The 25,039-nt window shown below is 71.9% G+C and carries 20 protein-coding genes and 1 pseudogene; 14 read left to right on the top strand and 7 right to left on the bottom strand.

Going from position 1 to position 25,039, the window contains the following annotated elements; genetic code table 11:
• The first annotated feature begins 68 nt into the window (after window positions 1-68).
• The 8 genes from RIN80_RS09070 (at window position 69) to pssA (ending at window position 9,067) form a co-directional block, all read left to right on the top strand.
• Window positions 69-878 (top strand): TetR family transcriptional regulator, encoded by an 810-nt coding sequence (locus RIN80_RS09070; RefSeq protein ID WP_309095006.1) that lies wholly within the window; start codon window positions 69-71, stop codon window positions 876-878.
• Window positions 879-1,271: 393 nt separating this feature from the next.
• Entirely contained in the window at window positions 1,272-2,615 is a 1,344-nt protein-coding gene (ccrA, locus tag RIN80_RS09065; RefSeq protein ID WP_309095005.1) for a crotonyl-CoA carboxylase/reductase, read from the top strand.
• Window positions 2,616-2,632: 17 nt separating this feature from the next.
• A complete protein-coding gene (locus RIN80_RS09060; RefSeq protein WP_309095004.1) occupies window positions 2,633-4,714 on the top strand; it encodes a protein meaA in 2,082 nt (693 codons plus the stop codon).
• The gene (locus tag RIN80_RS09055) at window positions 4,711-5,673 is read left to right on the top strand and encodes a CoA ester lyase (protein WP_309095003.1); all 963 of its coding nucleotides are present in this window, start codon (window positions 4,711-4,713) and stop codon (window positions 5,671-5,673) included. Before RIN80_RS09060 ends, RIN80_RS09055 begins: the two co-directional genes overlap by 4 nt.
• Window positions 5,674-5,678: 5 nt before the next feature.
• The gene (locus RIN80_RS09050; RefSeq protein WP_309095002.1) at window positions 5,679-6,191 is read left to right on the top strand and encodes a MaoC family dehydratase; all 513 of its coding nucleotides are present in this window, start codon (window positions 5,679-5,681) and stop codon (window positions 6,189-6,191) included.
• A 2-nt stretch (window positions 6,192-6,193) separates the two neighbouring features.
• Window positions 6,194-7,399: an acyl-CoA dehydrogenase family protein gene (locus tag RIN80_RS09045; protein ID WP_309095001.1), complete on the top strand. Its 1,206-nt coding sequence runs from the start codon at window positions 6,194-6,196 to the stop codon at window positions 7,397-7,399.
• Window positions 7,400-7,569: 170 nt separating this feature from the next.
• On the top strand, window positions 7,570-8,226 hold the full coding sequence (locus RIN80_RS09040; RefSeq protein ID WP_003994082.1) for a phosphatidylserine decarboxylase: 657 nt from the start codon (window positions 7,570-7,572) through the stop codon (window positions 8,224-8,226).
• 58 nt (window positions 8,227-8,284) lie between these two features.
• On the top strand, window positions 8,285-9,067 hold the full coding sequence (pssA, locus tag RIN80_RS09035) for a CDP-diacylglycerol--serine O-phosphatidyltransferase (RefSeq protein WP_050810223.1): 783 nt from the start codon (window positions 8,285-8,287) through the stop codon (window positions 9,065-9,067).
• Between the two features lie 101 nt (window positions 9,068-9,168).
• Here pssA and RIN80_RS09030 read toward each other — a convergent pair whose 3' ends face one another.
• Window positions 9,169-10,287, bottom strand: coding sequence for a glycerate kinase (locus tag RIN80_RS09030; protein ID WP_309095023.1), 1,119 nt, complete (start codon window positions 10,285-10,287; stop codon window positions 9,169-9,171).
• A 187-nt stretch (window positions 10,288-10,474) separates the two neighbouring features.
• Between RIN80_RS09030 and RIN80_RS09025 the strand changes: the two genes are divergently transcribed.
• Both RIN80_RS09025 and RIN80_RS09020 read left to right on the top strand, forming a co-directional pair.
• The gene (locus RIN80_RS09025; protein WP_309095000.1) at window positions 10,475-11,548 is read left to right on the top strand and encodes an ADP-ribosylglycohydrolase family protein; all 1,074 of its coding nucleotides are present in this window, start codon (window positions 10,475-10,477) and stop codon (window positions 11,546-11,548) included.
• 44 nt (window positions 11,549-11,592) lie between these two features.
• Window positions 11,593-12,087, top strand: coding sequence for an NUDIX hydrolase (locus tag RIN80_RS09020; RefSeq protein ID WP_309094999.1), 495 nt, complete (start codon window positions 11,593-11,595; stop codon window positions 12,085-12,087).
• A gap of 162 nt (window positions 12,088-12,249) precedes the next feature.
• Here the strand turns inward: RIN80_RS09020 and RIN80_RS09015 are convergent, their stop codons facing one another.
• On the bottom strand, window positions 12,250-12,732 hold the full coding sequence (locus RIN80_RS09015; RefSeq protein ID WP_309094998.1) for a methylated-DNA--[protein]-cysteine S-methyltransferase: 483 nt from the start codon (window positions 12,730-12,732) through the stop codon (window positions 12,250-12,252).
• Window positions 12,733-12,740: 8 nt separating this feature from the next.
• A complete protein-coding gene (locus tag RIN80_RS09010; protein WP_309094997.1) occupies window positions 12,741-14,222 on the bottom strand; it encodes an AlkA N-terminal domain-containing protein in 1,482 nt (493 codons plus the stop codon).
• A gap of 131 nt (window positions 14,223-14,353) precedes the next feature.
• Between RIN80_RS09010 and RIN80_RS09005 the strand changes: the two genes are divergently transcribed.
• Entirely contained in the window at window positions 14,354-14,716 is a 363-nt protein-coding gene (locus RIN80_RS09005; RefSeq protein ID WP_309094996.1) for a metalloregulator ArsR/SmtB family transcription factor, read from the top strand.
• A gap of 27 nt (window positions 14,717-14,743) precedes the next feature.
• Here the strand turns inward: RIN80_RS09005 and RIN80_RS09000 are convergent, their stop codons facing one another.
• Window positions 14,744-18,652 carry a glycoside hydrolase family 2 TIM barrel-domain containing protein gene (locus RIN80_RS09000; RefSeq protein WP_309094995.1) on the bottom strand — a complete coding sequence of 1,303 codons (3,909 nt, stop codon included), beginning with the start codon at window positions 18,650-18,652 and terminating at the stop codon, window positions 14,744-14,746.
• A 226-nt stretch (window positions 18,653-18,878) separates the two neighbouring features.
• Window positions 18,879-19,709, bottom strand: a complete 831-nt coding sequence (locus RIN80_RS08995) for an alpha/beta hydrolase (RefSeq protein WP_309094994.1) — start codon at window positions 19,707-19,709, stop codon at window positions 18,879-18,881.
• A 144-nt stretch (window positions 19,710-19,853) separates the two neighbouring features.
• On the opposite strand from RIN80_RS08995, the gene RIN80_RS08990 reads away from it, so the two are divergent.
• The 3 genes from RIN80_RS08990 to RIN80_RS08980 all read left to right on the top strand — a co-directional run bounded on the left by RIN80_RS08990 (window position 19,854) and on the right by RIN80_RS08980 (window position 24,235).
• Window positions 19,854-21,899, top strand: coding sequence for a SpoIIE family protein phosphatase (locus tag RIN80_RS08990; RefSeq protein ID WP_309094993.1), 2,046 nt, complete (start codon window positions 19,854-19,856; stop codon window positions 21,897-21,899).
• Between the two features lie 468 nt (window positions 21,900-22,367).
• Window positions 22,368-22,835, top strand: a complete 468-nt coding sequence (locus RIN80_RS08985) for a potassium channel family protein (RefSeq protein ID WP_309094992.1) — start codon at window positions 22,368-22,370, stop codon at window positions 22,833-22,835.
• Window positions 22,836-22,837: 2 nt separating this feature from the next.
• Window positions 22,838-24,235, top strand: coding sequence for a DUF2252 domain-containing protein (locus RIN80_RS08980; RefSeq protein WP_375141650.1), 1,398 nt, complete (start codon window positions 22,838-22,840; stop codon window positions 24,233-24,235).
• 37 nt (window positions 24,236-24,272) lie between these two features.
• On the opposite strand, the gene RIN80_RS08975 is transcribed toward RIN80_RS08980, so the two are convergent.
• Both RIN80_RS08975 and RIN80_RS08970 read right to left on the bottom strand, forming a co-directional pair.
• Window positions 24,273-24,470: a hypothetical protein gene (locus tag RIN80_RS08975; RefSeq protein WP_309094990.1), complete on the bottom strand. Its 198-nt coding sequence runs from the start codon at window positions 24,468-24,470 to the stop codon at window positions 24,273-24,275.
• 114 nt (window positions 24,471-24,584) lie between these two features.
• Window positions 24,585-25,039 (bottom strand): annotated as a pseudogene (locus RIN80_RS08970) (hypothetical protein); the annotation flags it as partial.

Below are 25,039 nucleotides of genomic sequence, written 5' to 3'. Positions count from 1 at the left end.
CTCCCCGCGGCGGGGGCGGAGGACCGGCTCATGCGCACCGAGCTGCGCACATGCAGTACGTTCAGGGCATGTCCCAGCCCGCCAAGTCCGCACGTACACCAGCTACGGCCGACGCGCCGGAAACCGCCGCAGGCTCCCGTGCCGCCGCCCAGCGGCTCAAGATGCGCCGGGAACTGGCGGCCGCCGCGATGGAGCTGTTCGCGACCAAGGGGTACGAGGCGACCACCGTCGACGAGATCGCGGCCCAGGCCGGGGTCGCCCGCCGCACCTTCTTCCGCCACTTCCGCTCCAAGGAAGAAGCGATCTTCCCCGACCACGACGACACCCTGATCCGCGCCGAGGCGGTGCTCAACGCCGCGCCCGCGCACGAGCATCCGCTCGACACGGTGTGCCGCGGCATCAAGGAAGTCATGCGGATGTACGCGGCCCGGCCGGAGATCTCGGTCGCCCGCTACAAGCTGACGCGCGAGGTGCCCACCCTGCGCGAGGCGGAGATCGCGTCGGTGGCCCGCTACGAGCGCCTGTTCACCCGCTATCTCCTCGGCCACTTCGACGAGCGCGCGCACGCCGACGACGCCAACGACGACCCGCTGCTGGCGGAGGTCGCCGCGTCCGCGGTCGTCACCGCCCACAACCACGTGCTGCGGCGCTGGCTGAGGGCCGGCGGGCAGGGGGACGTGGAGGCGCAGCTGGACCACGCCTTCGCGATCGTGCGCCGGACGTTCGGCACCGGGATCGGCGCCGGGCGCTCGGCGCAGCCGCAGCCGGCCGCGGCGACGGCCTCGGCGCAGGGCGAGGTGCTGGTCACGGTCGCCCGCACCGACGCCCCGCTCGACGAGGTCATGCGGACGATCGAGCAGGCACTCAAGGAGCGCTGAGCGGCTCCCGCCACGCTCTCGCCGCTGTGATGACGGCCACCCCGCCGGGGTGGCCGTTTTGGCATGTCAGGGCCCGTTTTGCAGGCCTTCGGCGCGGCCGTTCGATCGATCATCGCTCATGTGTTACGCAAAGATTTCATCTGAGAGCAATTTCTGGCACTCAGTGCCTTGCGGGGTGACACGCGGTGTCATACGTTGAAGAGGTCCGGGCGGCGTCCCAGCGGGCCTCGTGCCCGTCCGCCCCGGGCGCCTGCGTCACAGGCAACCTCCCGCGCCACCAGCGCTGCCGAACAGCACCACCGCCGAACCGACGGCACACCCTCGAACCCTCAGCAGCACCGACGTAACCATCGGCGCCCCTCCCTCAGGGCGCTCACCGCCGGAGGCAACACCGTGACCGTGAAGGACATCCTGGCCGCGATCCAGTCGACCGACTCCACGTCGGAGGACTTCGCCGCCCTCCCGCTGCCCGAGTCGTACCGCGCGATCACCGTGCACAAGGACGAGACGGAGATGTTCGCCGGACTCGCCACGCGCGACAAGGACCCCCGCAAGTCGATCCACCTGGACGAGGTGCCGCTGCCCGAGCTGGGCCCGGGCGAGGCCCTGGTGGCCGTCATGGCCTCCTCGGTCAACTACAACTCGGTGTGGACGTCGATCTTCGAGCCGCTGTCCACCTTCGGCTTCCTGGAGCGCTACGGCCGCACCAGCGAGCTGGCCAAGCGCCACGACCTGCCGTACCACATCATCGGCTCCGACCTCGCCGGCGTCGTGCTGCGCACCGGCCCGGGCGTCAACGCCTGGCGCCCCGGCGACGAGGTCGTCGCGCACTGCCTGTCCGTCGAGCTGGAGTCCAGCGACGGCCACAACGACACGATGCTCGACCCGGAGCAGCGCATCTGGGGCTTCGAGACCAACTTCGGCGGCCTTGCCGAGATCGCGCTGGTGAAGTCCAACCAGCTGATGCCCAAGCCGGACCACCTCAGCTGGGAGGAGGCCGCCGCCCCCGGCCTGGTCAACTCCACCGCCTACCGGCAGCTGGTCTCCCGCAACGGCGCCGCCATGAAGCAGGGCGACAACGTGCTCATCTGGGGCGCGAGCGGCGGACTCGGCAGTTACGCCACCCAGTTCGCGCTGGCCGGCGGCGCCAACCCGATCTGCGTGGTCTCCTCGCCGCAGAAGGCGGAGATCTGCCGGGCGATGGGCGCCGAGGCGATCATCGACCGCAACGCCGAGGGCTACAGGTTCTGGAAGGACGAGAACACCCAGGACCCCAAGGAGTGGAAGCGCTTCGGCAAGCGCATCCGCGAGCTCACCGGCGGCGAGGACATCGACATCGTCTTCGAGCACCCCGGCCGCGAGACCTTCGGCGCGTCCGTCTTCGTCACCCGCAAGGGCGGCACCATCACCACCTGCGCCTCGACCTCGGGCTACATGCACGAGTACGACAACCGCTACCTGTGGATGTCGCTGAAGCGGATCATCGGCTCGCACTTCGCCAACTACCGCGAGGCCTGGGAGGCCAACCGGCTCATCGCGAAGGGCAAGATCCACCCGACCCTGTCCAAGGTGTACTCCCTGGAGGACACCGGCCAGGCGGCCTACGACGTGCACCGCAACCTGCACCAGGGCAAGGTCGGCGTGCTGTGCATGGCCCCCGAGGAGGGCCTGGGCGTGCGCGACCACGCCAAGCGCGCCCAGCACATCGACGCCATCAACCGCTTCCGCAACATCTGAGACACCCGGGGTCATAGATGACTGAGCGTCAGACCGCGCCTGTGCCCACGGGCACAGAGCGCCCTCGGGCACAGGCGCGAAAGGAAAGGGACCGGCCGTGGCTCATGCGGACCTACGCCGGTCACTCCACGGCCGAGGCGTCCAACGAGCTGTACCGGCGCAACCTCGCCAAGGGCCAGACGGGTCTGTCGGTGGCGTTCGACCTGCCGACGCAGACCGGCTACGACTCCGACCACGTCCTCGCCCGCGGCGAGGTGGGCCGGGTCGGCGTGCCGATCGCGCACGTCGGTGACATGCGCCGGCTGTTCCAGGACATCCCCCTGGAGCAGATGAACACCTCGATGACCATCAACGCCACGGCCATGTGGCTGCTGGCGCTCTACCAGGTCGTCGCCGAGGAGCAGGGCGCCGACATCACCAAGCTCCAGGGCACGACCCAGAACGACATCGTCAAGGAGTACCTGTCCCGGGGGACGCACGTCTTCCCCCCGGGGCCCTCCCTCCGTCTGACGACGGACATGATCGCGTACACGGTCTCCCACCTGCCGAAGTGGAACCCGATCAACATCTGCAGCTACCACCTGCAGGAGGCGGGCGCCACGCCGGTCCAGGAGATCGCGTACGCGATGTCCACCGCGATCGCCGTCCTCGACGCCGTGCGCGACTCCGGCCAGGTGCCGCGGGAGCGCATGGGCGATGTCGTCGGCCGCATCTCGTTCTTCGTGAACGCGGGCGTCCGCTTCATCGAGGAGATGTGCAAGATGCGCGCGTTCGGCCGTATCTGGGACAAGATCACCCGTGAGCGGTACGGCATCGAGAACCCCAAGCACCGCCGCTTCCGCTACGGCGTCCAGGTCAACTCGCTCGGTCTGACCGAGGCGCAGCCGGAGAACAACGTCCAGCGGATCGTGCTGGAGATGCTGGCCGTCACCCTCTCCAAGGACGCCCGCGCGCGTGCCGTGCAGCTGCCCGCCTGGAACGAGGCCCTCGGCCTGCCGCGCCCCTGGGACCAGCAGTGGTCGCTGCGCATCCAGCAGGTGCTGGCCTACGAGAGCGACCTGCTGGAGTACGACGACATCTTCGAGGGCTCGAAGGTGATCGAGGAGAAGGTCACGGGCCTGGTCGAGGCGGCGCTCGCCGAGATGGACCGCATCGAGGCGATGGGCGGCGCGATGGCGGCCGTCGAGTCCGGCTACCTCAAGTCGCAGCTGGTCGCCTCGCACGCCGAGCGCCGGGGCCGGATCGAGTCCGGCCAGGAGAAGATCGTCGGCGTCAACGTCTTCGAGGGCACCGAGCCCAACCCGCTCACCGCCGACCTGGACACCGCGATCCAGACGGTGGACCCGGCCGTCGAGGCCCGGGTCATCGCCGCGCTCCAGCAGTGGCGCGACACCCGGTACCAGCCGCCCTTCAACCACCCGCGGCCCTGCAAGGCCCTGGAGCGGCTGAAGGAGGCGGCCCGCGGCACGGAGAACCTCATGGAGGCCACGCTGGAGTGCGCCCGCGCCGGCGCGACGACCGGCGAGTGGGCCGGGGCCCTGCGCGAGGTGTTCGGCGAGTTCCGGGCGCCCACGGGCGTCTCCTCGGCGCCGGTGGCCGTGCCCGTGGAGGAGGGCAGCGCCCTGGCCCTGGTGCGCCGCAAGGTGGAGCTGACGGCCAAGGACCTGGGTGTGGGCAAGCTGCGCTTCCTGGTCGGCAAGCCGGGCCTGGACGGGCACTCCAACGGCGCCGAGCAGATCGCGGTCCGCGCCCGGGACGCCGGATTCGAGGTGGTCTACCAGGGCATCCGGCTCACGCCCGAGCAGATCGTGGACGCGGCCGTGGCCGAGGACGTGCACGCGGTCGGCCTGTCCATCCTGTCCGGATCGCACGCCCAGCTGGTGCCGGACGTCCTCGAACGGCTGCGTGTGGCCGGTGCCACAGATATACCGGTGATCGCCGGTGGCATCATCCCGAGCGGTGATGCCGAGCAGCTCAGGGCAGCCGGAGTGGCCGCGGTCTTCACCCCGAAGGACTTCGACATCACCGGAATCATCGGCCGCATCGTCGACGAGATCCGGAAAGCGAACAAGCTCGACCCCCTGGAGGTCCCCGCATGACGACCGTCAACCGCCTTCGCCCGCGGCGTTCCTGCCTGGCGGTGCCGGGCTCGAACCCGCGCTTCCTGGAGAAGGCCCAGGGCCTCCCGGCGGACCAGGTCTTCCTCGACCTGGAGGACGCCTGCGCCCCGCTGGCCAAGCCCGAGGCGCGGCACACCATCGTGAAGTTCCTCAACGAGGGCGACTGGACGGGCAAGACACGCGTGGTCCGGGTCAACGACTGGACGACCGAGTGGACGTACCGCGACGTCGTCACGGTCGTCGAGGGCGCCGGCCCCAACCTCGACTGCATCATGCTGCCGAAGGTCCAGGACGCCCAGCAGATCGTCGCCCTCGACCTGCTCCTGACGCAGATCGAGAAGACCATGGGCTTCGAGGTCGGCCGCATCGGCATCGAGGCGCAGATCGAGAACGCCCGGGGCCTGAACAACGTCAACGAGATCGCGCAGGCCTCCCCGCGCGTGGAGACGATCATCTTCGGCCCGGCCGACTTCATGGCCTCCATCAACATGAAGTCGCTGGTCGTGGGCGAGCAGCCGCCCGGCTACCCGGCGGACGCCTACCACTACATCCTGATGAAGATCCTGATGGCCGCCCGCGCCAACAACCTCCAGGCGATCGACGGCCCCTACCTGCAGATCCGCAACGTCGACGGCTACCGCGAGGTCGCCCGGCGCGCCGCCGCGCTCGGCTTCGACGGCAAGTGGGTGCTGCACCCGGGTCAGGTCGAGGCGTCCAACGAGATCTTCTCGCCCTCCCAGGAGGACTACGACCACGCCGAGCTGATCCTGGACGCGTACGAGTACTACACGTCCGAGGCGGGCGGCAAGAAGGGCTCGGCGATGCTCGGCGACGAGATGATCGACGAGGCCAGCCGCAAGATGGCCCTGGTCATCGCCGGCAAGGGACGCGCCGCCGGCATGCGGCGCACCAGCACGTTCGAGATCCCGGAGGCGTGACGGCCATGCAGTTCGGACGCACCTACGAGGAGTTCGAGGTCGGCGCGACGTACAAGCACTGGCCGGGCAAGACGGTCACGGAGTACGACGACCACCTGTTCTGTCTCCTCACCATGAACCACCACCCGCTCCACATGGACGCGAACTATGCGGAGAAGACGACCGACTTCGGCAAGAACGTCGTCGTGGGCAACTACATCTACTCGCTGCTGCTCGGCATGTCCGTGCCGGACGTCTCCGGCAAGGCCATCGCCAACCTGGAGATCGAGTCGCTGAAGCACGTGGCGCCGACCTTCCACGGCGACACGGTCTACGGCCAGACGACGGTGCTCGACAAGTGGCCGTCGAAGTCGAAGGACGACCGCGGCATCGTCTACGTCGAGACCAGGGGCTACAAGCAGGACGGCACGCTGGTCTGCGTGTTCCGCCGCAAGGTGATGGTGCCGACCGAGACGTACATCAAGGAGCGCGGCGGCGAGCAGCCCGGCCGCCCCGAGCTCAGGGAGCAGGAGAAGTAGTCATGGCGCGACTCGCCCAGACCGCCGGTCTGACGGACGTCCAGCAGGAGATCCTGTCCACCGTCCGGGACTTCGTGGACAAGGAGATCCTTCCGGTCGCCACGGAGCTGGAGCACCGCGACGAGTACCCGCAGGCGATCGTCGACGGGCTGAAGGAGTTGGGCCTGTTCGGCCTGATGATCCCCGAGGAGTACGGGGGGCTGGGCGAGTCGCTCCTGACCTACGCGCTGTGCGTGGAGGAGATCGCCCGCGGGTGGATGTCGGTGTCCGGCATCATCAACACCCACTTCATCGTGGCGTACATGCTCAAGCAGCACGGCACGCAGGAGCAGAAGGACCACTTCCTGCCGCGGATGGCGGCCGGCGACATCCGGGGTGCCTTCTCGATGTCGGAGCCGGGCCTCGGCTCGGACGTGTCGGCGATCACGTCGAAGGCGGTGCGGGACGGTGACGAGTACGTCCTGAACGGCCAGAAGATGTGGCTCACGAACGGCGGTACGTCGTCTCTGGTGGCCGTTCTGGTGCGAAGTGACGAAGGTCACCCCGAGGGCACCGCGCCCCACAAGTCGATGACCACCTTCCTCATCGAGAAGGAGCCCGGCTTCGGCGAGGTGCGGCCCGGCCTCACCATCCCCGGCAAGATCGACAAGATGGGCTACAAGGGGGTGGACACCACCGAACTCATCATGGATGGCCTGCGGATTCCTGCGGATCGCGTGCTCGGCGGGGTCACCGGCCGTGGTTTCTACCAGATGATGGACGGCGTCGAGGTGGGCCGCGTGAACGTCGCGGCGCGTGGCTGTGGCGTCGCTCAGCGTGCGTTCGAACTGGGCGTGCGGTACGCGCAGCAGCGCCACACCTTCGGGAAGCCGATCGCCCAGCACCAGGCGATCCAGTTCAAGCTGGCGGAGATGGCTACCAAGGTTGAGGCCGCCCATGCGATGATGGTGAACGCTGCACGCAAAAAGGACTCCGGGGAACGAAACGACCTTGAAGCCGGTATGGCGAAGTATCTCGCTTCCGAATACTGCAAGGAGGTCGTGGAAGACGCCTTCCGGATCCACGGCGGCTACGGCTTCTCCAAGGAGTACGAGATCGAACGTCTCTACCGCGAGGCGCCGATGCTGCTGATCGGTGAAGGCACCGCCGAGATCCAGAAAATGATCATCGGCAGGCGCCTGCTCGAGGAGTATCGATTCCAGGGCTGAATGCCCGGATACGGGGTGTTTTCTTGGAGAAGAAGATCACACCCCGTCCGCACTCTTCGGCCGCCGACTCGGCTGCCTGGCTTACCCAGTTACGGCCCCGAGCCGCTACGATCGCCGGAAAGCCGCCGTCCCCCGTCAGAGTGCGGCATCATCCGCTACGAAGGTCATCCATGCCCCACAGCCAAACCTCTGCACCTCGCGACAGCCGGGCCGGCGTACGCCTCGCGCGCGGAGCATCGCCGTGGCTCCTTCCGACCGTCGCCACCGCAGCCCTCAGCCTGGCCCGCGCCCGCCGCTCCGGCGCGGCCAAGGCCGTCGCCGTTCCCGCCACCGCGCTCGCGGCGGGGATGCTGTGGTTCTTCCGCGACCCCGAGCGCGAGATCACCCAGGGCCGGGTCATCTCGCCCGCCGACGGTGTGGTGCAGAGCATCATGCCGTGGAAGGACGGCCGCACCCGCGTCGCGATCTTCATGAGCCCGCTGAACGTCCACGTGAACCGCGCCCCGCTGGCCGGCACGGTGACGTCCGTCGAGCACATCCCCGGTGGCTTCGTTCCCGCCTTCAACAAGGAGAGCGAGAACAACGAGCGCGTCGTCTGGCACTTCGACACCGAGCTCGGCGACATCGAGATGATCCAGATCGCCGGCGCGGTCGCCCGCCGCATCGTCCCCTACGTGCCCCAGGGCACCAAGGTCGAGCAGGGCGAGCGGATCGGCCTGATCCGCTTCGGCTCGCGTGTCGACCTCTACCTGCCCGAGGGCGTGGAGGTCGCGGTCGAGGTGGGGCAGAAGACCGTGGCTGGGGTGACTCGCATTGACCGTGATTGATCCTGACACCAAGGCCGGCTGGGTCCCGGAGGCCGACGAGGTCGACGAAGAGGAGGAAATGCCCCTCTCCCTGCGCCTGTCGATAGCGGACACCCTGACACTCGGCAACGCCACGTGCGGCTTCATGGCGGTGTACTTCACCACCACCGGAATCCTGATCCCGCACCTCACGGGCAGCCAGGAGACCGGCATGGCCCGCCACAGCGCGGCCACGGCGGTCATCCTGATGCTCTGCGCGGCGGTCTTCGACCTCTTCGACGGCCTGGTGGCGCGCAAGCTGCGCTCCTCGCCGATGGGCGCGGAGCTGGACAACCTCTCCGACCTGATCAGCTTCGGGCTGGCGCCGGCGTACTTCGTGCTGGTGTACGGCATGGTCGCGGACGACGCGCACCAGCGGGTGGCGGCGGTCGGGGCGATCGTGGTCCTGCTGGCGGTGGTGCTCCGGCTTGCGCGCTTCTCGTGCGTCACGGTCAAGGACGGCACCTTCCAGGGCATGCCGTCGCCGTTCGGCGCGCTGACCGTCGTGTCCATCGTGCTGCTGGAGCTGCCCTTCGTGGCGACGCTGCTGGCGATTCTGGGGACCGCCTGGTTGATGGTGTCCCGGGTGGAATACCCCAAACCCCGGGGCCGGCTCGCGGTGGCGATGCTGTCCTGGATCGTGCTCAGCATGGGGCTGCTGGCGGCGTGGGCGTTCGACGCGCCGAGCGGACAGCTGCTGCTGCAGACGGGCTGCGCGCTGCAGCTGGTCATGGGCGCGGTGATCCCGCTGTTCGCGACGGCCCGGCGGGTGAACAACTTCCGCGACAACCGACGTGAGGCACGGGCGGCGCAGCTGCCCTGACGCGAGGCGACCACGGCGAGGGCCCCGAGCATGCTGCTCGGGGCCCTCGCCGCGTGCTCGGCCGGTCCGCCCCGCGGCCCGGCCGGACTGGGAACCACCGGTCAGGTCAGGAAGTCCCGGCCGATGCGTTCCGCGACGCGTTCCAGGATCGGGCCGGCCTGCGCGATGCACGTGGCCACGTCCGGCTCGGCGTCCGTCAGGGGGTAGGCGCGGCGGAAGCCGGAGCGGCCCAGGACCTCCGGGGGCAGGGCCAGGCGGCCGCAGACCGCCACGACGTCCTTGCCCGCCGCCCGGGCCGCGGCGGCCACGCCCGCCGGGGCCTTGCCGTGCAGGGTCTGCTCGTCGAGCGAGCCCTCGCCGGTGATCACCAGATCGGCGCGGTCCAGCGCGGGGGCGAAACCCAGCACGTCGAGCATGACCTCGATGCCGGGACGGAAGCGGGCGCCGAGCAGCAGCGCGCCGTAGCCGATACCACCGGCGGCTCCCGCGCCCGGCGCGGCGGCGTACTCGGCGGCCCTGGGGCCGGCCGGGCCCTCCAGGACCTTCGCGAAGTGGGCGAGGGCCGCGTCCAGGGCCTCGACGTCGTCCGGTGAGGCGCCCTTCTGCGGCCCGTAGACCGCGGGCGCGCCCTCCGGGCCGGTCAGCGGGTTGTCGACGTCGCTGGCGAGGACCAGTTCGACCTCGGCGAGGCGCGGGTCGAGGCCCGACAGGTCCGCCGTGGCCAGCTCGGTGAGGCCACCGCCGCCCGGGGGCACCGGCTCTCCGTCCGCGTCCAGGAACCGGGCGCCCAGCGCCGACAGCATCCCGGCGCCGCCGTCGGTGGTGGCGCTGCCGCCGACCCCGAAGACGATCGTGCGGGCCCCCGCGTCCAGGGCGGCCCGGAGCACCTCGCCGGAGCCGTACGTCGACGCCGTCAGCGGGGCGAACACCCCGGCCGGCAGCCGCTGCAGCCCGCTGGCCTCGGCCATCTCCACGACGGCGGTGCCCTCGCGCAGCGCGAACGCCGCCGTCACCTCGTCGCCGAGGGGACCGGCGACGCGTACCTCCCGGCGCTCGAACCCGGCCGCCACCGCCGCGGCCACGGTCCCGTCGCCGCCGTCGGCCACGGGCAGCGCCTCGACCTCAAGGCCCGGCACCGCCCGGCGCAGCCCGGCCGTCACCCGCTCGGCGACCTCCACGGCCGTCAGGGACCCCTTGAACTTGTCCGCGGCGACGAGCACCCGCTGTGTCCGCTGTGTCCTTCGGGTGCCGCTCACTGCAGCGTCCGCCACTTGCACTCCCCTTGCTCTCCGGGCCCTCACGCACGTCAGGGCCAGTCGCGCCGCTGCGACCTTAACCGGAGGACGACCCGGCCGTCAGCTTCTGCCCAGCCCTCGGACCGCGCGCCGAAACGGGTAGACCGTAACCATGACCCCCGCACGCACCGAGACAGACCTGGCGAACCGCATCCTCGGCGGCTGGCAGGGCCGCATCGCGGGCAACATGCTCGGCAAGCCGGTCGAGCAGGGCGCGGTGTGGACCCGCGACCGCATCGACCGCTACCTCCGGCAGGCCGCCGCCCTCCCCCTCACCGACTACCTGCCCGAGCCGGTCAGCGAGCACGACGGCTTCGAGCTGCGCCCGGAATGGCGCCAGTGCGTCCGCGGCCGCATCCACGGCAGCTGCCGCGACGACGACGTCGACTACGCGATCCTCGGCCTGCACCTGCTGGAGACGCACGGCTTCGGCTTCAGCACCGAGCAGGTCGGCGACCTGTGGCTGCTGCGGCTGCCGTACCTGCAGACCTTCACGGCCGAGCGGGCCGCCTACCGCAACCTCGCCAACGGGCTCAAGCCACCGCTGACGGCGACGTACGACAACCCGTACCAGGAGTGGATCGGCGCCCTCATCCGCGCCGACGTCTACGGCTGGACCTCTCCGGGCCTGCCGCGCCGCGCCGCCTCGCTGGCCCGGCGGGACGCCGTGCTCTCGCACACCGGCAACGGCGTGTACGGCGCGATGTGGGCGGCGGCGCTGATCTCGTCGGCGTTCACGGCGCCCACCGTGCGGCACGCCGTCGACGAGGCCCTGACCGTGATCCCGGCGAGCAGCCGGCTCGCCCGCACGGTGCGCCGCGTGGCCTCCCTGCACGACACGCGGATGTCCTGGGAGGACACGCTCACCACGGTCTCCGAGGAGACCGTGGGGATGGGCTGGATCCACACCGTCCCGAACGCCGCCGTCATCACGGCGGGCCTGCTGTACGGCGACGGCGACTTCACCCGCACCATCACGCTGACCGTCCGCGGCGGCCTGGACACCGACTCCAACGGCGCGACGGCCGGCTCGGTGGCGGGCGTGTTCGGCGGGGCCGCGGCCATCCCGGACCAGTGGAAGGTCCCGCTTCAGGACACGGTCCGCAGCGCGGTGTTCGGCTTCGACGGCGTACGGATCAGCGAGCTGGCGGAGCGGACGGCGCGGCTGGCGGAGCCGGAGATCTGAGCCGGGAGGCTTGGGGCGGGCGGCCGGTGGCTACTCTCCCCCTCATGAGCGCTTCTGCCGACTACGCCGCCTACATCGCCTCCCTGCCCCGCGTCCTGGCCGGCGCCGCCGCGCTGTTCCGGGACGGTGAGGGGCGGGTCCTGCTCGTGGAGCCCAGCTACCGGGAGGGCTGGGCGCTGCCGGGCGGCACCGTCGAGTCCGACGACGGGGAGACCCCGCGGCAGGGCGCGCGGCGCGAGACGGCCGAGGAGATCGGCCTGGACCGTGAGCTCGGCCGGCTGCTGGCGGTGGACTGGGTGCACGGCACGGGCCGCCCGCCGCTGGTGGCGTACCTGTACGACGGCGGGGTGCTCGGCGAGGACGACCTGAAGGCGATCCGCCTGCAGGAGGAGGAACTGCTGTCCTGGCGGCTGGTCCCGCGCGAGGAGCTGACCCAGTACCTGCCGGGCGCCCTCGGCCGCCGCGTCCTGGCGGGCCTGGACGTCCTGGCGGACGGCTCGGGCACGGCGGAGCTGGAAAACGGCCACCGGGCCGGCTGACCACCCGCCTGGACCCGGTCCACGGCCTTCACGGCCGCCGCCCGGTCCCCCTGGGCGTCCGCCAGGCAGGGACGCGTGGTGCAGGGCCCGGACGGAGAAAGGCAGTTGCCGCCCGGCTCGGTCACCAGGAACCGCCGTACCGGACCCCGGGCTGGGGGTCCCTCAGAAGAGGGCCGCTCCGCGCTCGAAGTCCAGGAGGCGCTGCTTGCGTTCCAGGCCGCCGCCGTAGCCGGTGAGGCTGCCGTTGGCTCCGATGACGCGGTGGCAGGGGACGATGACGCCGATCGGGTTGCGCCCGTTGGCGAGGCCGACCGCGCGGGAGGCGGTGGGGCTGCCGAGGGCGTCGGCGAGCCGGCCGTAGGTGAGGGTCTCGCCGTAGGGGATGCGGCGCAGTTCCTCCCAGACCAGGCGCTGGAACGGGGTGCCGGTCAGGCGCAGCGGGACGGTGAACTCCCGCAGCTCGCCCGCGAAGTACGCCTTCAGCTGCTCCTCCACTGCCGCGAAGAGGGTGTCGTCGCGGGGGCCGAAGGTCTCCTCCGGCGGGCGGTGGCGCTGGCCTTCCATGTACAGGCCGCACAGGACACCGTCGTCGGCGACGAGGGTGAGGGGGCCGTAGGGGCTGTCGGTCACGGTGTGCTGCTTCATCGATGTCCCTATGCCGGAAGGAAGTTGATGGGGTGGCTGTCGGTCGCCCACAGGTACTGGACCGCGTAGGCCCGCCAGGGGCGCCAGGCCGCCGCGCGTGCCGTGAGCGCCGCGGGCGTGGAGGGCAGGCCCAGGTCCCGGGCGGCGCGGCGGATGCCGAGGTCGGTGGGGAGGAAGGCGTCGGGGTCGCCGAGGGCCCGCATGGCGATGACGTCGGCCGTCCAGGGGCCGAAGCCGGGCAGGCCGAGGAGCTGGGCGCGGGTGCGCGGCCAGTCGCTCTCCACACCGAGCTGGAGGTCGCCGTCGGCGAGCCGGCGGACCAGGGTGGTGAAGGTGGTGCGGCGGGTGCGGGGCAGCGCCAGGGTGTCCGGGTCGAGCGCCGCGAGCGCCTCGGGGGCCGGGAAGAGGTGGGTGAGGCCGCCCTCGGGGTCGTCGGCCGGTTCGCCGTGCGCGGTGACCAGGCGGGCCGCGTGGGTGCGGGCGGCGGCGGTGGAGACCTGCTGGCCGAGCACGGCCCGCACGGCGAACTCCGCCTCGTCCACCGTGCGCGGGACGCGCCGCCCGGGCGCCTTGTCCACCAGCGGCGCGAGGACGGGGTCGGTGCGCAGCTGGTCGTCGATGGCGACGGGGTCGGCGTCCAGGTCGAGCAGGCGCCGGCAGCGGCTGATGGCGACGGTCAGGTCGCGCAGGTCGCCGAGGGTGAGGCGGCAGGCGATGTGGTCGGGGCGGGGGGTGAGGGAGACGATGCCGTGGCCGTACGGCAGGCGCAGGGTGCGCCGGTAGGAGCCCTCCCGCCACTCCTCCACGCCGGGTACGGCCGTCGCGGCGAGGTGGCCGAAGAGGTTGTCGGGGTTGAGCGGGGCGCGGAACGGCAGCCGCAGGGAGAGCGCTCCGGGGGTGCTCGGGCCCTGCCGTTTCGGGGCGCGGGTGCGCAGCTCGCCCGGGGAGAGGGCGAAGACCTCGCGGACCGTGTCGTTGAAGGTGCGGATCGAGGCGAAGCCCGCGGCGAAGGCGATCTGCGCCATCGGCAGGGCCGTCGTCTCGATGAGCAGCCGGGCCGTCTGGGCGCGCTGGGCGCGGGCGAGCGCGAGGGGGCCGGCGCCCAGCTCGGCGAGGAGCTGGCGTTCGACCTGCCGGGTGCTGTAGCCGAGCCGGGCGGCGAGCCCGGGGACGCCCTCGCGGTCCACGACGCCGTCGGCGATCAGCCGCATGGCCCGGGCCACCAGGTCGGCGCGCTGGTTCCACTCCGGGGAGCCGGGGCTGGTGTCGGGCCGGCAGCGCTTGCAGGCCCGGAACCCGGCCTGCTGGCAGGCCGCCGCGCTGGGGTGGAAGACCATGTTCTCCGGCTTGGGAGGCACCACCGGGCAACTGGGACGGCAGTAGATGCCGGTGGTCAGGACGGCCGTGAAGAACCATCCGTCGAACCGCGCGTCCTTGGACCTCACGGCACGCACGCAGCGCTCGGTGTCGGTGTGCATCCCCATCTGCATGCCTCCAGCATCGGGCACGGGGACGGCCGGGGTCTGGCGAGAATCCGACATGGACCTCACGGCAGGACACCGCGCACCGGGACAGATGAAGATTCATTCATATGTTCGTCCCCGCCCGGTACGATGACGCCATGGGTCATGGAGCCGTCATCCCCGCGCAGGACGCCGCGCGGCGCGTACGCCTGGACGCGGAGAACGCCGCGAAGGTGGCCACCACGCTCCAGGCCCTGTCCACACCCTCCCGGCTGCTGATCCTGGCGCGCCTGCGCGAGGGGCCGCTGCCCGCCACGGAGCTGGCGGCCGAGGTGGGCATGGAGCAGTCGGCCTGCTCGCACCAGCTGCGGCTGCTGCGCAATCTGGGCCTGGTGGTGGGCGAGCGCCGGGGCCGTTCGGTCGTCTACGCGCTGCACGACCACCATGTCGCCGCGTTGCTCGACCAGGCGGTGTACCACGTGGAGCACCTGCGCCTGGGGATCAGCGACGCCGCCGACTGACGCGGCGCCGCCGTCCCCTCGCCCGCGCTATTCGGTGGCGGTCGGCCGTCGCGAGACCCGCATCGCCTCGCTCACGCGCGTCAGCGGGCGCAGCCGGTAGGTGTAGGCGTAGTCGCGGTCGGCGAACAGCTTGAACTCGTCGTGCGTGTGGGCGCCCCAGCTGTTGTCGCCGCCCACGCCCATCTGACGGTGGTTGAGGCGCAGCACGACCGCGTCCCGGGGGGTCAGCTGGTAGTCGTGGCGGGCTCCCACCGACAGGTCCTCCGGGGTGAAGTGCGAGGCGTTGACCTCCAGCAGGGGCTCACCGCAGACGAGCAGTCCGCGCCCCCGCCCGTCGGTCAGCGCGGCCCAGCGGACGTCGGTCTTGTTGCCGTTCTCCTGGGGGCGCAGATAGGGGGTCCACTGCTCGGAGACCTTCCCGGAGTACAGGCCCACATCGGTGGCGTTGTTGCGGTCCCACATGTTCTCCTCGGGGCCGCGGCCGTAGTAGTGCAGCCGGTCCAGGCGGCGCGGCAGGAACAGCAGGGTGCCGACCTCGGGGATGTACGGCAGGCCGGCCGCGCCGGGGCGCAGGGTGTGGTCGACCTTGATCTCGCCGTTGCCGAAGACCGTGTACGTCGTGCTGAACGTCGACGCCGTGCCGGTCGGCAGGGTGCCGGTGAACGTGATCTCCACCGCCCGGTCGTCCAGCGGCCGGACCCGGACGTCCGCCACGGTCCGCCGCGCCCCGGCGTCGCGCCAGACCTGGTTGCGGGTGTGGTGGCCGTTGCCCCGGTCGTTGTCGGTGGGCGCCCGCCAGAAGTTCGGGACGGGGCCGGAGGTGACGAGCCGCTCGCCGCCCGCCTCGAAGGAGGTGAGGGTTCCGGTCGCCTTGTCGACGGTGAGCGCGAAGCCCTCGCCCTCCACCGTGACGGTCTTCGCCCCGTCGGTGTGACGCAGGGCGGGGACGCTGCGCAGCGGGGCCGGCTTGACGGCCGGGGCGCCCGCGTCGAGGGCGAGCTGCTGCTTGGCCACCTCGAAACCCGCCTTCGCCCAGGGTGCGGGCTCCTTGGTGGTGAAGGACAGCTGGAGGAAGCACTCGGTGCCGGGCGCGGGCTGGGCCGGCAGGCGCACCGGCACCTTGATGTCCTTGCTCGAGAGCGGCGCGACGTCCAGCTGCTCGCGGGTCAGCCGGCCGCGCTGGACGACCTTGCCGTCGGCGACCAGGGACCAACGGCCGTCGAACTGGCGGAGGTTGGTGAAGAGGTACTCGTTGGTGAGGGTCACGGCGCCGGGGCCGCCGGAGGCCGGGGCGGCGTTGATCGCCTGGTAGATCTGCTTGACCTCGGCGGACTTGCCGGTGAGGCCGCGGTCGGCGGTGACGATGCCGTCGCCGGAGAAGGCGCCGTCGTTGGGGTTGTCGCCCCAGTCGCCGCCGTAGGCGTGGAACGTCCTGTCGCGCGGGCGCTTCTCGGTGAAGCCGGCGGTGGCCGCGTCGAACCAGAAGCGCACGCCCTCGTCGTCCGGGCCGCGGGTGCCGGAGGCGAGCTCGGCGGCGCCGAGGGCGCGGGCGTAGACACGGGCCCGGCGGATGGTGCCGCTGAACTCCCGGGTCGGGTTGTCGATGTCGGTGGCGAGCGACAGGGACGCCGTGTTCACGCCGGGGCGCCGGGTGGTGGTGCGGGTGCCGCGCACCTGGCCGTCGACGTGGAGGGTGAGCGTGCCCGCGTCCGCGTCGTAGACGCCCGCGATGTGGTGCTCCCTGCCGGTCCAGTCCTCGGGCAGGGCCCAGCTCGCGGTGACCCACTGGCCGCCGCCGTGGATGAAGAACTCCAGGGTCCGCTCGGTCTGCTTGAGGGCGTACTGCGTGTCGCCCTTGGCGAGGAGGGGCTGGTGGCCGCCGGTGACGTGCGGGGTGACCCAGGCCTCCAGGGTGAGGGAGCCGGTGATGTCGAGGCGGGGGTCGCGCGCGAAGACGGTGCCGCCGAAGACGCCGTTGGCGCGGTCGAAGGTGCCTGCGGGCGCCATGATCTCGCCGCGCAGCGCACCCGGGCCCGACTCGGTCAGCAGCTTGCGGGAAGGGGTGGGCCAGCTGAGGGCCTGGTCGGCGAAGTCCCAGATCCAGCCGCCCTGGAGGACGTCGTGGCGGCGGACGACGTCCCAGTACTTCTTGAAGTTGCCGTTGGAGTTCCCCATGCCGTGGGAGTACTCGATCATCACGTACGGGCGGGTGTCGGACGTGTCCTTCGCACGCTGCTCGACCCGCTGCGGGCTGTCGTACATCTCGGAGCGGATGTCGCTGATGCCCGGGCGGTCGTCGCCCTCGTACTGGATGACGCGGGTGGGGTCGTAGGAGCGGATCCAGTCGTACATGGCGTTGAAGGTGGTGCCGCCGCCCGCCTCGTTGCCGAGGGACCAGATGACCACCGAGGCGTGGTTCTTGTCCCGGTGGACCATGTTCCGGGCGCGCACCACGCACGCCTCGGTCCACTCGGGGTGACCGCTGCCGGGGTACCTGTCACGGATGCCGTGGGTTTCGAGGTTGGTCTCGTCGACGAGGTAGAGGCCGTACTCGTCGGCGAGTTCGAGCCACAGCGGGCTGTTGGGGTAGTGCGAGGTGCGGACGCTGTTGATGTTGAGCCGCTTGATGATGCCGATGTCCTCGACCATCTGCGCGCGGGTCAGCGCCGAGCCGGTGGCGGGGTGCATCTCGTGCCGGTTGGTGCCGCGGAAGGAGACGGGCTTGCCGTTGATGCGCATCAGGCCGTCCTTGAGCGCGAACTCGCGGAAGCCGACCCGGTGGGAGAGGGTCTCGATCACGTCGCCGGAGGGGTCGCGCAGGCGCAGCACGGCGGTGTAGAGGTTCGGGTGCTCGGCAGACCAGAGCTTCGGTGAGGGGACGGACCGGGACGCCTCGGCGATGGCCTCCTCGCCGTCGGGGACGTCGACGGGGCGGCTCAGGGGCCGGGACCAGACCGCGTGGCCGCGGGCGTCGTACAGCTGGGTCTCGACGGTGTAGCGGCCCGCGCCCTCGCCGCCGTAGTCACGCACGTGCGCGGTGACCTCGAGCTCGGCGGAGGTGTAGCCGTCGCCGAGCGGGGTGTCCAGCTTGAAGTCGCGCAGGTGCACGTTCGGCGTGGAGTAGAGGTGGACCGAGCGGAAGATGCCGCTCAGCCGGATCATGTCCTGGTCCTCCAGCCACTCCGCGTCGGAGTAGCGGTACACCTCGACGGCGATCTGGTTGGTGCCCGGCTTGAGGTGGCGGGTGATGTCGTACTCGGCGGAGGTGTAGGAGTCCTCGTGGTAGCCCACCAGTTCACCGTTGATCCACACGTAGTGGGCGGACTTGACGCCCTCGAAGTGCAGGAAGGTGCGCCGGCCCTGCCAGCCGCGCGGGACGGTGAAGGTGCGGCGGTACTGGCCGACGGGGTTGTAGCGGGTGGGGGCGGCCGGCGGCTGGGCGTTCTCGCCACCGCCGTTGGGGCCCCACCAGGGGTAGGTGATGTTGACGTAGATCGGGAAGTCGTAGCCGTGCAGCTGCCAGGCGGAGGGCACCGGGATGGTGTCCCAGCCGGAGTCGTCGACGTCGGTGCGGTGGAAGTCGGGGTCCCGGTCGTCGGGGCGGTCCGCGTAGGCGAACCTCCAGGTGCCGTCCAGGCTCAGCCGGTACGGCGAGCGCTCGCGGTCGGCCCTCAGCGCCTGGCCGAGGTCGGCGTAGGGCATGAGCGTGGTGTGCGGCGGCTCGGTGCCCACGCGGTACACCGACAGGCCGTCGTTCCACTCCGGGGAGCCGTCCGCCGCCGGGCGCCGGCCGGCCGCGTGGGCCGCGACGGGCGACGCGGACAGCGCCAGCGCCCCCAGCACGGCGGCTCCTCCCTCCAGCAGACGGCGACGGCTGACGACCGGCCGCTCGGGGTGGGCGGGCCGGTCGGCGGGAGACGGGTGCGGGTGCGGCATACCGTGGCCTTCCTCGGTTCGACAGGGTGGTGCTGCACGGACTGAGGGCACGTCAGACGCGTTCCTCAACAGCGCACCCGCGATGGGTGTTTCTGTCGGGGCGTGGGTAACTGACGGTGACGGAGCAACTGCTGAGCAGGCACACCCTAGGACCCGAACACAACCGAAGCAATGACCGCGTCGGACTTTGTGCGGTCCTGATGATTGCGCCCTGTGCGCCTGCGGTTCAGCTCCGGAGGAAGGCGAGCAGCTCACTCGTGAGCCGGGCGGGCGCGTCCAAGGGCACGAGGTGCCCGGCCTGCGGGACGCGCACCAGCCGGGCACCGGGGATCAGGCCGGCCAGCTCCTCCCCCTTGGCGAGGGGGACCCAGGTGTCCTCGGCGCCCCAGCAGACCGTGACGGGCAGGTCGAGCGTCGGATACAGCGGCTGGATCTCGTCGGTGTGGCGCTGGTCGGCCTGCGCGATCTGGCGGTAGAAGGCGGCCTGGCCCCTCTCCCCCGTCCACGGCCACACCAGCGCGTCCAGCGTGGCGGGGCGCAGACCGAGGTGGCTCGCGGAGGCGACGTACTCCCGCACCAGGGCCCGGTGCAGCGCCGCCGGGAGCTGCTCGAAGACGTGGCCGTGCCCCCCGACGAGCCGGAAGAAGGCGGTGCCCCAGGGCCTGAGGGCCACCGCGTCGACCAGCGCGAGCCGCCGGTAGCGGGCGCCGTGCAGCAGGTGGGCGCGCAGCGCCACGCAGCCGCCGAAGTCGTGCGCCACGACGGACGGCTCCTCCAGGCCCCAGTGGGCGAGCAGCTCGGTGAGGATCCGGCCCTGGACGGCCAGTGAGACGTCCTGGCCGGACCGCATCTCGGAGCTGCCGTAGCCCGGCATGTCCCACACGTGCACCAGGTGCCCGGCGGCGGCGAGCGCGGGAGCGACCTCGTGCCACACGTACGAGGAGAAGGGCGTGCCGTGCAGCAGCACGACCGGTTCGCCACCGGGGTCCCCGAACCGGTCCCAGCGGACGGTGCCCGAAGCGGTGGCCAGCTCCTCGCGTAACGTCCAGTCCCTCAAGACGGCGTCCTCTCGCTCTCATGACGACGGTTTTTTGTCATTTCGGCGCGACAGTGTCGCTCCGCCGACCGTACTGTGACCTCATCGGACGGCCTGAAACGGATCTCGGCGGTACCTCTTGCCGCGCCGGAAGGAGCGGCTCGCATGAGCGGCTATGCGACCTCGGACCCCGACGCCGTCGCGGGCGCCCCCGGCGCGCTGCTGGACCTGCTGAAGGTCGCCGCCGTCGTCCTGGACGCGTCCGGGCACATCGCCCTGTGGAGCCCCGAGATCGAGCAGCTGCTGGGCTGGAGCGCCGAGGAGGCGCTGCGGCAGCGCGCCGACACCCTGCTGGTCGCGCCCGCGGACCGGGCCCGGGGGCGGGAACTGTTCGCCCAGGTCAGTGCGGGCGGGCGCTGGGCCGGTGTCTTCCCGCTGCGCCACCGCGACGGTACGGCACGCGCCGTGGAGTTCCGCACGATGCGCCTCCTCGACCCCGAGGGACAGCCCCATCTGCTGGGACTCGCCACGGACGCGACGACGGTACGGAAGGTGGAGCGGGACCTCGCCCTCTCGCACAGCCTCGTCAACCAGACCCCGCTCGGCATCGCCGTCTTCGACAACGACCTGCGCTGGGTGGGGATCAACCCGGCGCTGGAGCGGATCAACGGCGTGCCCGAGGAGGCCGTGCTGGGGCGCCGGATCGGCGAGGTGCTGACCGGCCTGGACACGGCGGCCATCGAGACCCGGATGCGGCACGTGCTGCGGACCGGCAGCCCGCTGCTGGACCAGCAGACCGTCGGCCGCACGGCCGGGGACGCGCGGTACCGGGCCTACTCGGAGTCGTACCACCGCATCGAGGACATCGACGGGCGGGTGCTGGGCCTCGCCATGGCCGTGCTGGACGTCACCGAGCGCCAGCAGGCCGCGGCCGAGGTCGCGCAGGCACGCCAGCACCTGTCGGTGATCGCCGATGCGGGGATGCGGATCGGCACCACGCTGGACCTGCGGCAGACCGCCCGGGAGCTGGCCGACGTGGTCGTGCCGCAGCTCGCGGACCTGGCCGCCGTGGACGTGCTGGAGTCGGTGGTCGCCCACGGCACCATCGTGCCCGTGACAGGCGGCGCTCCGGCCGAGTTCCGGGCGCTGGCCGTCGCGGCCGCGTACCGCACCGACGCCATCCACGCGGCCGACCCGGTGGGCGAGGTGGCCACCTACGGCTCGTCGCGGATGATCACGCGGTGCGTGCGCAGCGCCCGCCCGGTGCTGGTCGAGCACGTGGACTCCCGGATGCTGCGGCGCCTCGCCCGGGACGCGCACGCCGCCCAGGCCCTGCAGGAGGCCGGCGCCCACTCCTACCTGGCGCTGCCGCTGGTGGCCCGGGGCAAGGTGCTCGGCACGCTCTCTTTGTACCGCACGGTCAACGAGCGCCCCTTCGACGCCCGGGACCAGCTGCTCGCCTCCGAACTCGCCGCCCGCGCGGCCATCTGCATCGACAACGCCCGCCTCTACGGACGGGAGCGCGGCACCGCGCTGACCCTCCAGCGCAGTCTGCTCCCGGCGGCGCCCGCGGCGCAGGAGGGGCTCGACATCGCCGCCCGCTACCGTCCGGCCCTCAGTGAGGTGGGCGGTGACTGGTACGACGTGCTGCGGCTGGGGCCGGGGCGCACCGGGCTGGTCGTCGGGGACGTGATGGGCAAGGGCGTCCAGGCCGCGGCGATCATGGGTCAGCTGAGCACGGCGACCCGGGCTCTGGCCCGGCTCGACCTGCCGCCCGCCGAGCTGCTGCGGCACCTCGACGACATCACGGGCTCGCTCGGCGACACGATCGCCACCTGCGTGTACGCCGTCTGCGACCTGGAGCGCGGCGTCTGCGAGCTGTCCAGCGCCGGCCACCTGCCGCCCGTGCTCGCAGGCCCGGACGGAACCGCCCGCCTCGTCGAGGTGCCCGGTGGGGTGCCGCTCGGGGTGGGCGGCGTGGAGTTCGGCACGGTGGAGGTGGAGCTCGCCCCGGGCGCCCTGCTCGCGCTGTACACCGACGGGCTGGTGGAGACCCGCGGTGAGTCGATCGACACCGGCCTTCAGACGCTGACCCGTCTGCTGGAAAGCGCGACGCCGAACCTGCAGCGGACCGGCGACCACCTGCTCGGGGCGCTGCGCCCGGAGCCGGACGACGACGTGGCGCTGCTGCTGGTGCGCCGGCGCGGCTGAGCGCGCGGGCCCATAGCCGTTCCGGCGTGTGGGCGCGGATGCCCGGGTGCCTCACCCGGGGAGGGTGATCGTGCGGCGGCGGGGCGAACGTCTGGACCGTCTCGACGGACCCGGAACGCCCCGGCGGCCGGCGGGTGCGCGCCGCCACGGCACCGGGTCACCCCCGGCGGGTGACCCGTCCGCGCCGTACCTGTGGTGAGGCTTGGGGGATGGCGGACCGGCCGCCCGCGGTGCCGGGCACAGGAGCGGGAGACAGCGATGAAGGACCGACCGACCGCCCGGACCGGTGCCGTCCGGCCTCCGCCCGAGCGGGAGCCGCGCGGACGGGAGCCGCGGACTCGCGACACGCAGGGACGGGAGCCACCGGCACAGGAGCCGCGGGGACGGACGTCGCGTCGGCGGCGGGCGTCCGGCGCGGCGCTCGGGCGCGCGGTCCTCATCGCGACGGGGCTGGTCACCGTCTACTACGTGCTCCCCCTGGACGGCCGTCTGACGGCCGGTGCCTCGGCGGTGCTCGTCTGCGGACTGGCGCTGGTCGTGGTGGTCTTCTGGTGGGAGGTGCGGGCCATCGTGGACTCGCCCTGGCCGCGGCTGAAGGCGCTGGAGGCCCTGGCCACCACGCTGGCGTTGTTCCTGCTGCTCTTCGCGGGCGCCTACTTCCTGCTGGAGCACACCGCACCCGGCTCGTTCAGCGAGCCGCTCACCAAGACGGACTCCCTGTACTTCACGCTCACCACGTTCACGACCGTCGGCTACGGCGACATCACGGCTCGTTCCCAGCCCGGACGGGTCCTGGCGATGTGCCAGATGCTGGGCGGTCTGCTGCTGGTGGGGGTGGCCGCGAAGATCCTCGCGGGCGCGGTGCAGGCGGGGCTGCGCCGGCGGGACCGGGATTTGGGGGACGACTTCCCGCACGGCCGGAGGAACCAGCGATGACCATGCCCGGCACCACTGCCGCCTTCCTGTCACCCGCGGAGCGGGCCGCCCAGGGCCGCGCCGCGCGGCGCCGCTCGCCGCGTTCGTCGCACGGCCGGTTCGCCAGGGACCCCGGACGGTTCGACCCGGTGGAGGTGGTGGAGCGCCAGTCCGCCACACGTGTACCGGAGTTGGTTCCGGTCCGCTACGGCCGCATGCTCGAATCACCGTTCCGCTTCTACCGCGGCGCCGCGGCGATCATGGCCGCGGACCTCGGGTCCACCGCCGACACCGGGCTGCGGGTGCAGCTGTGCGGCGACGCCCATCTGCTGAACTTCCGTTTGCTCGCCACACCGGAGCGCCATCTGGTCTTCGACATCAACGACTTCGACGAGACCCTGGCCGGCCCCTTCGAGTGGGACGTCAAGCGTCTCGCGGCCAGCTTCGCCATCGCGGCCCGGGCCAACGGGTTCGAGGCCGAAGAGCAGGACGGCGCGGTACGGGCGTGCGTGGCGGCCTACCGGCGGCGGATGCGGGACTTCGCCGGCATGCGCACCCTGGACATCTGGTACGCGCAGGACGACGCCGACCGCCTGCGGGAGCTGACGGCCGCCTCGATGACCAAGCGGGCCAGGCGCCGCACCGACGAGGCGACGGCGAAGGCCCGCACCCGCACGCATCTGCAGGCCTTCGCACGGCTCACCGTCGCCACCCCCGAGGGGCGGCGGGTCGCGGCGGATCCGCCGTTGATCACTCCGCTGCGCGACCTGGCCACCGGTTCCGCCGCGCAGGAGCAGGAGCTGCGCACGGTCCTCGAGGGGTACGTCCGCACGCTGTCGTCCGAGCGGCGGCACCTGCTGCGCCGCTTCCGGCTGGTGGACATCGCCCGCAAGGTGGTGGGCGTCGGCAGTGTCGGCACCCGCTGCTGGATCGTGCTGCTGCTCGGCCGCGACGACGACGATCCACTGCTGCTCCAGGCCAAGGAGGCCCAGGAGTCGGTGCTCGCCGCCCATACCGGGGGCGTCCGCTACGACAACGAGGGCCGCCGTGTCGTGGCGGGGCAGCGGCTGATCCAGACGACCAGCGACATCCTGCTGGGCTGGACGCACGCCGTGGGCCTCGACGGCCGGGAGCGGGACTTCTATGTGCGGCAGTTGCGCGACTGGAAGGGGATCGCCCGGCCGGAGACCATGGATCCCGGCATGCTCCGGCTGTTCGCGCGGCTGTGCGGGGCGAGTCTGGCCCGGGCCCACGCCCGCTCAGGCGACCCGATCGCCATCGCCGGCTACCTGGGCGGCGGCGACCGATTCGACCGCGCCCTCACGCTGTTCGCCCAGGCCTACGCCGACCGCAACGACCGGGACTTCGAAGCCCTCGGCGCCGCCGGCCGCTCCGGCAGGATCCCCACCGCCGCCCTGTGACCGCCCGCCCGGCCTTCGGCTCCCTCCGGCCCGCCGCTCACTCCGGCAGCTGGCGCATCTCCACGACCCTGAGCCCCAGCGACTGGAAGCGGCTCAACAGCCCGTACAGGTGGGCCGCGTCGACGACGGGCCCGAACAGCACGGTCTGTCCGGCCATCATGACGTGGTCCAGTTCCGGGAAGACCTTGGCCAGGGTCTCCGACATCTGCCCGTCGATGCGGATCTCGTAGCGCATGTGCTGCTCTCCCGGGCGGTGTGGGGTGTGCGGTGCGCCCTGTCCTGCGATCGTCCGCCTCCGGGGACGGGGTGCCCTCACCCGGGGCAGGTGAACGCGGCCCCGGTGGCCGCGTCACGTCCTCAGGACCATCTTCAGCGTGATGACCAGCACCCCCAGCGGCAGGTTGACCGCCGCGGACAGGGCCGGCTGCCGTCGGCAGGCCCCGGCGCGCACCGCCGCGGCCGGCGGCCGGCCCACCTGTCCGGCCACGGCGACGGCGGGCGGCACGGCGGCCTTCGGGATCGGCTCGGGATCGGCCACTCGTCACGGCAGACGTGCACCAGGACCCCGCGGTCCACGCTCTGCTGCGCCAGGCGGGCCCCGAACAGCCGGGCGTGCACCTGCGCCGTCCAGAACACCGCCCCGGTCAGCAGGAGCAGCAGCACCGGCTCCACGCGGGGCAGTTCTCCGAGATGACCGGCGCCGACCACCGCGGAGGCGGCGAGCATGGAGCCGTAGACGCCGCCGGTGTAGTCGGCGTGGGCGCGGCGCTCGGAACCGCGGGCGCGGTGTCCGGTGTGGCGGGC

This window comes from Streptomyces sp., assembly GCF_031181705.1.
GTDB lineage: Bacteria > Actinomycetota > Actinomycetes > Streptomycetales > Streptomycetaceae > Streptomyces.
This window is presented reverse-complemented; position numbering and strand designations above follow the sequence as displayed.

Excerpts from the sequence above, each read along its gene's own strand:
- RIN80_RS09070 (WP_309095006.1), top strand. The coding sequence starts at position 69 with ATGTCCCAGCCCGCCAAGTCCGCACGTACACCAGCTACGGCCGACGCG.
- RIN80_RS09060 (WP_309095004.1), top strand. The coding sequence starts at position 2,633 with ATGACTGAGCGTCAGACCGCGCCTGTGCCCACGGGCACAGAGCGCCCT.
- RIN80_RS09055 (WP_309095003.1), top strand. The coding sequence starts at position 4,711 with ATGACGACCGTCAACCGCCTTCGCCCGCGGCGTTCCTGCCTGGCGGTG.
- RIN80_RS09050 (WP_309095002.1), top strand. The coding sequence starts at position 5,679 with ATGCAGTTCGGACGCACCTACGAGGAGTTCGAGGTCGGCGCGACGTAC.
- RIN80_RS09045 (WP_309095001.1), top strand. The coding sequence starts at position 6,194 with ATGGCGCGACTCGCCCAGACCGCCGGTCTGACGGACGTCCAGCAGGAG.
- RIN80_RS09040 (WP_003994082.1), top strand. The coding sequence starts at position 7,570 with ATGCCCCACAGCCAAACCTCTGCACCTCGCGACAGCCGGGCCGGCGTA.
- pssA (WP_050810223.1), top strand. The coding sequence starts at position 8,285 with ATGCCCCTCTCCCTGCGCCTGTCGATAGCGGACACCCTGACACTCGGC.
- RIN80_RS09025 (WP_309095000.1), top strand. The coding sequence starts at position 10,475 with ATGACCCCCGCACGCACCGAGACAGACCTGGCGAACCGCATCCTCGGC.
- RIN80_RS09020 (WP_309094999.1), top strand. The coding sequence starts at position 11,593 with ATGAGCGCTTCTGCCGACTACGCCGCCTACATCGCCTCCCTGCCCCGC.
- RIN80_RS09015 (WP_309094998.1), bottom strand. The coding sequence starts at position 12,732 with ATGAAGCAGCACACCGTGACCGACAGCCCCTACGGCCCCCTCACCCTC.
- RIN80_RS09010 (WP_309094997.1), bottom strand. The coding sequence starts at position 14,222 with ATGCAGATGGGGATGCACACCGACACCGAGCGCTGCGTGCGTGCCGTG.
- RIN80_RS09005 (WP_309094996.1), top strand. The coding sequence starts at position 14,354 with ATGGGTCATGGAGCCGTCATCCCCGCGCAGGACGCCGCGCGGCGCGTA.
- RIN80_RS09000 (WP_309094995.1), bottom strand. The coding sequence starts at position 18,652 with ATGCCGCACCCGCACCCGTCTCCCGCCGACCGGCCCGCCCACCCCGAG.
- RIN80_RS08990 (WP_309094993.1), top strand. The coding sequence starts at position 19,854 with ATGAGCGGCTATGCGACCTCGGACCCCGACGCCGTCGCGGGCGCCCCC.
- RIN80_RS08980 (WP_375141650.1), top strand. The coding sequence starts at position 22,838 with ATGCCCGGCACCACTGCCGCCTTCCTGTCACCCGCGGAGCGGGCCGCC.
- RIN80_RS08975 (WP_309094990.1), bottom strand. The coding sequence starts at position 24,470 with ATGCGCTACGAGATCCGCATCGACGGGCAGATGTCGGAGACCCTGGCC.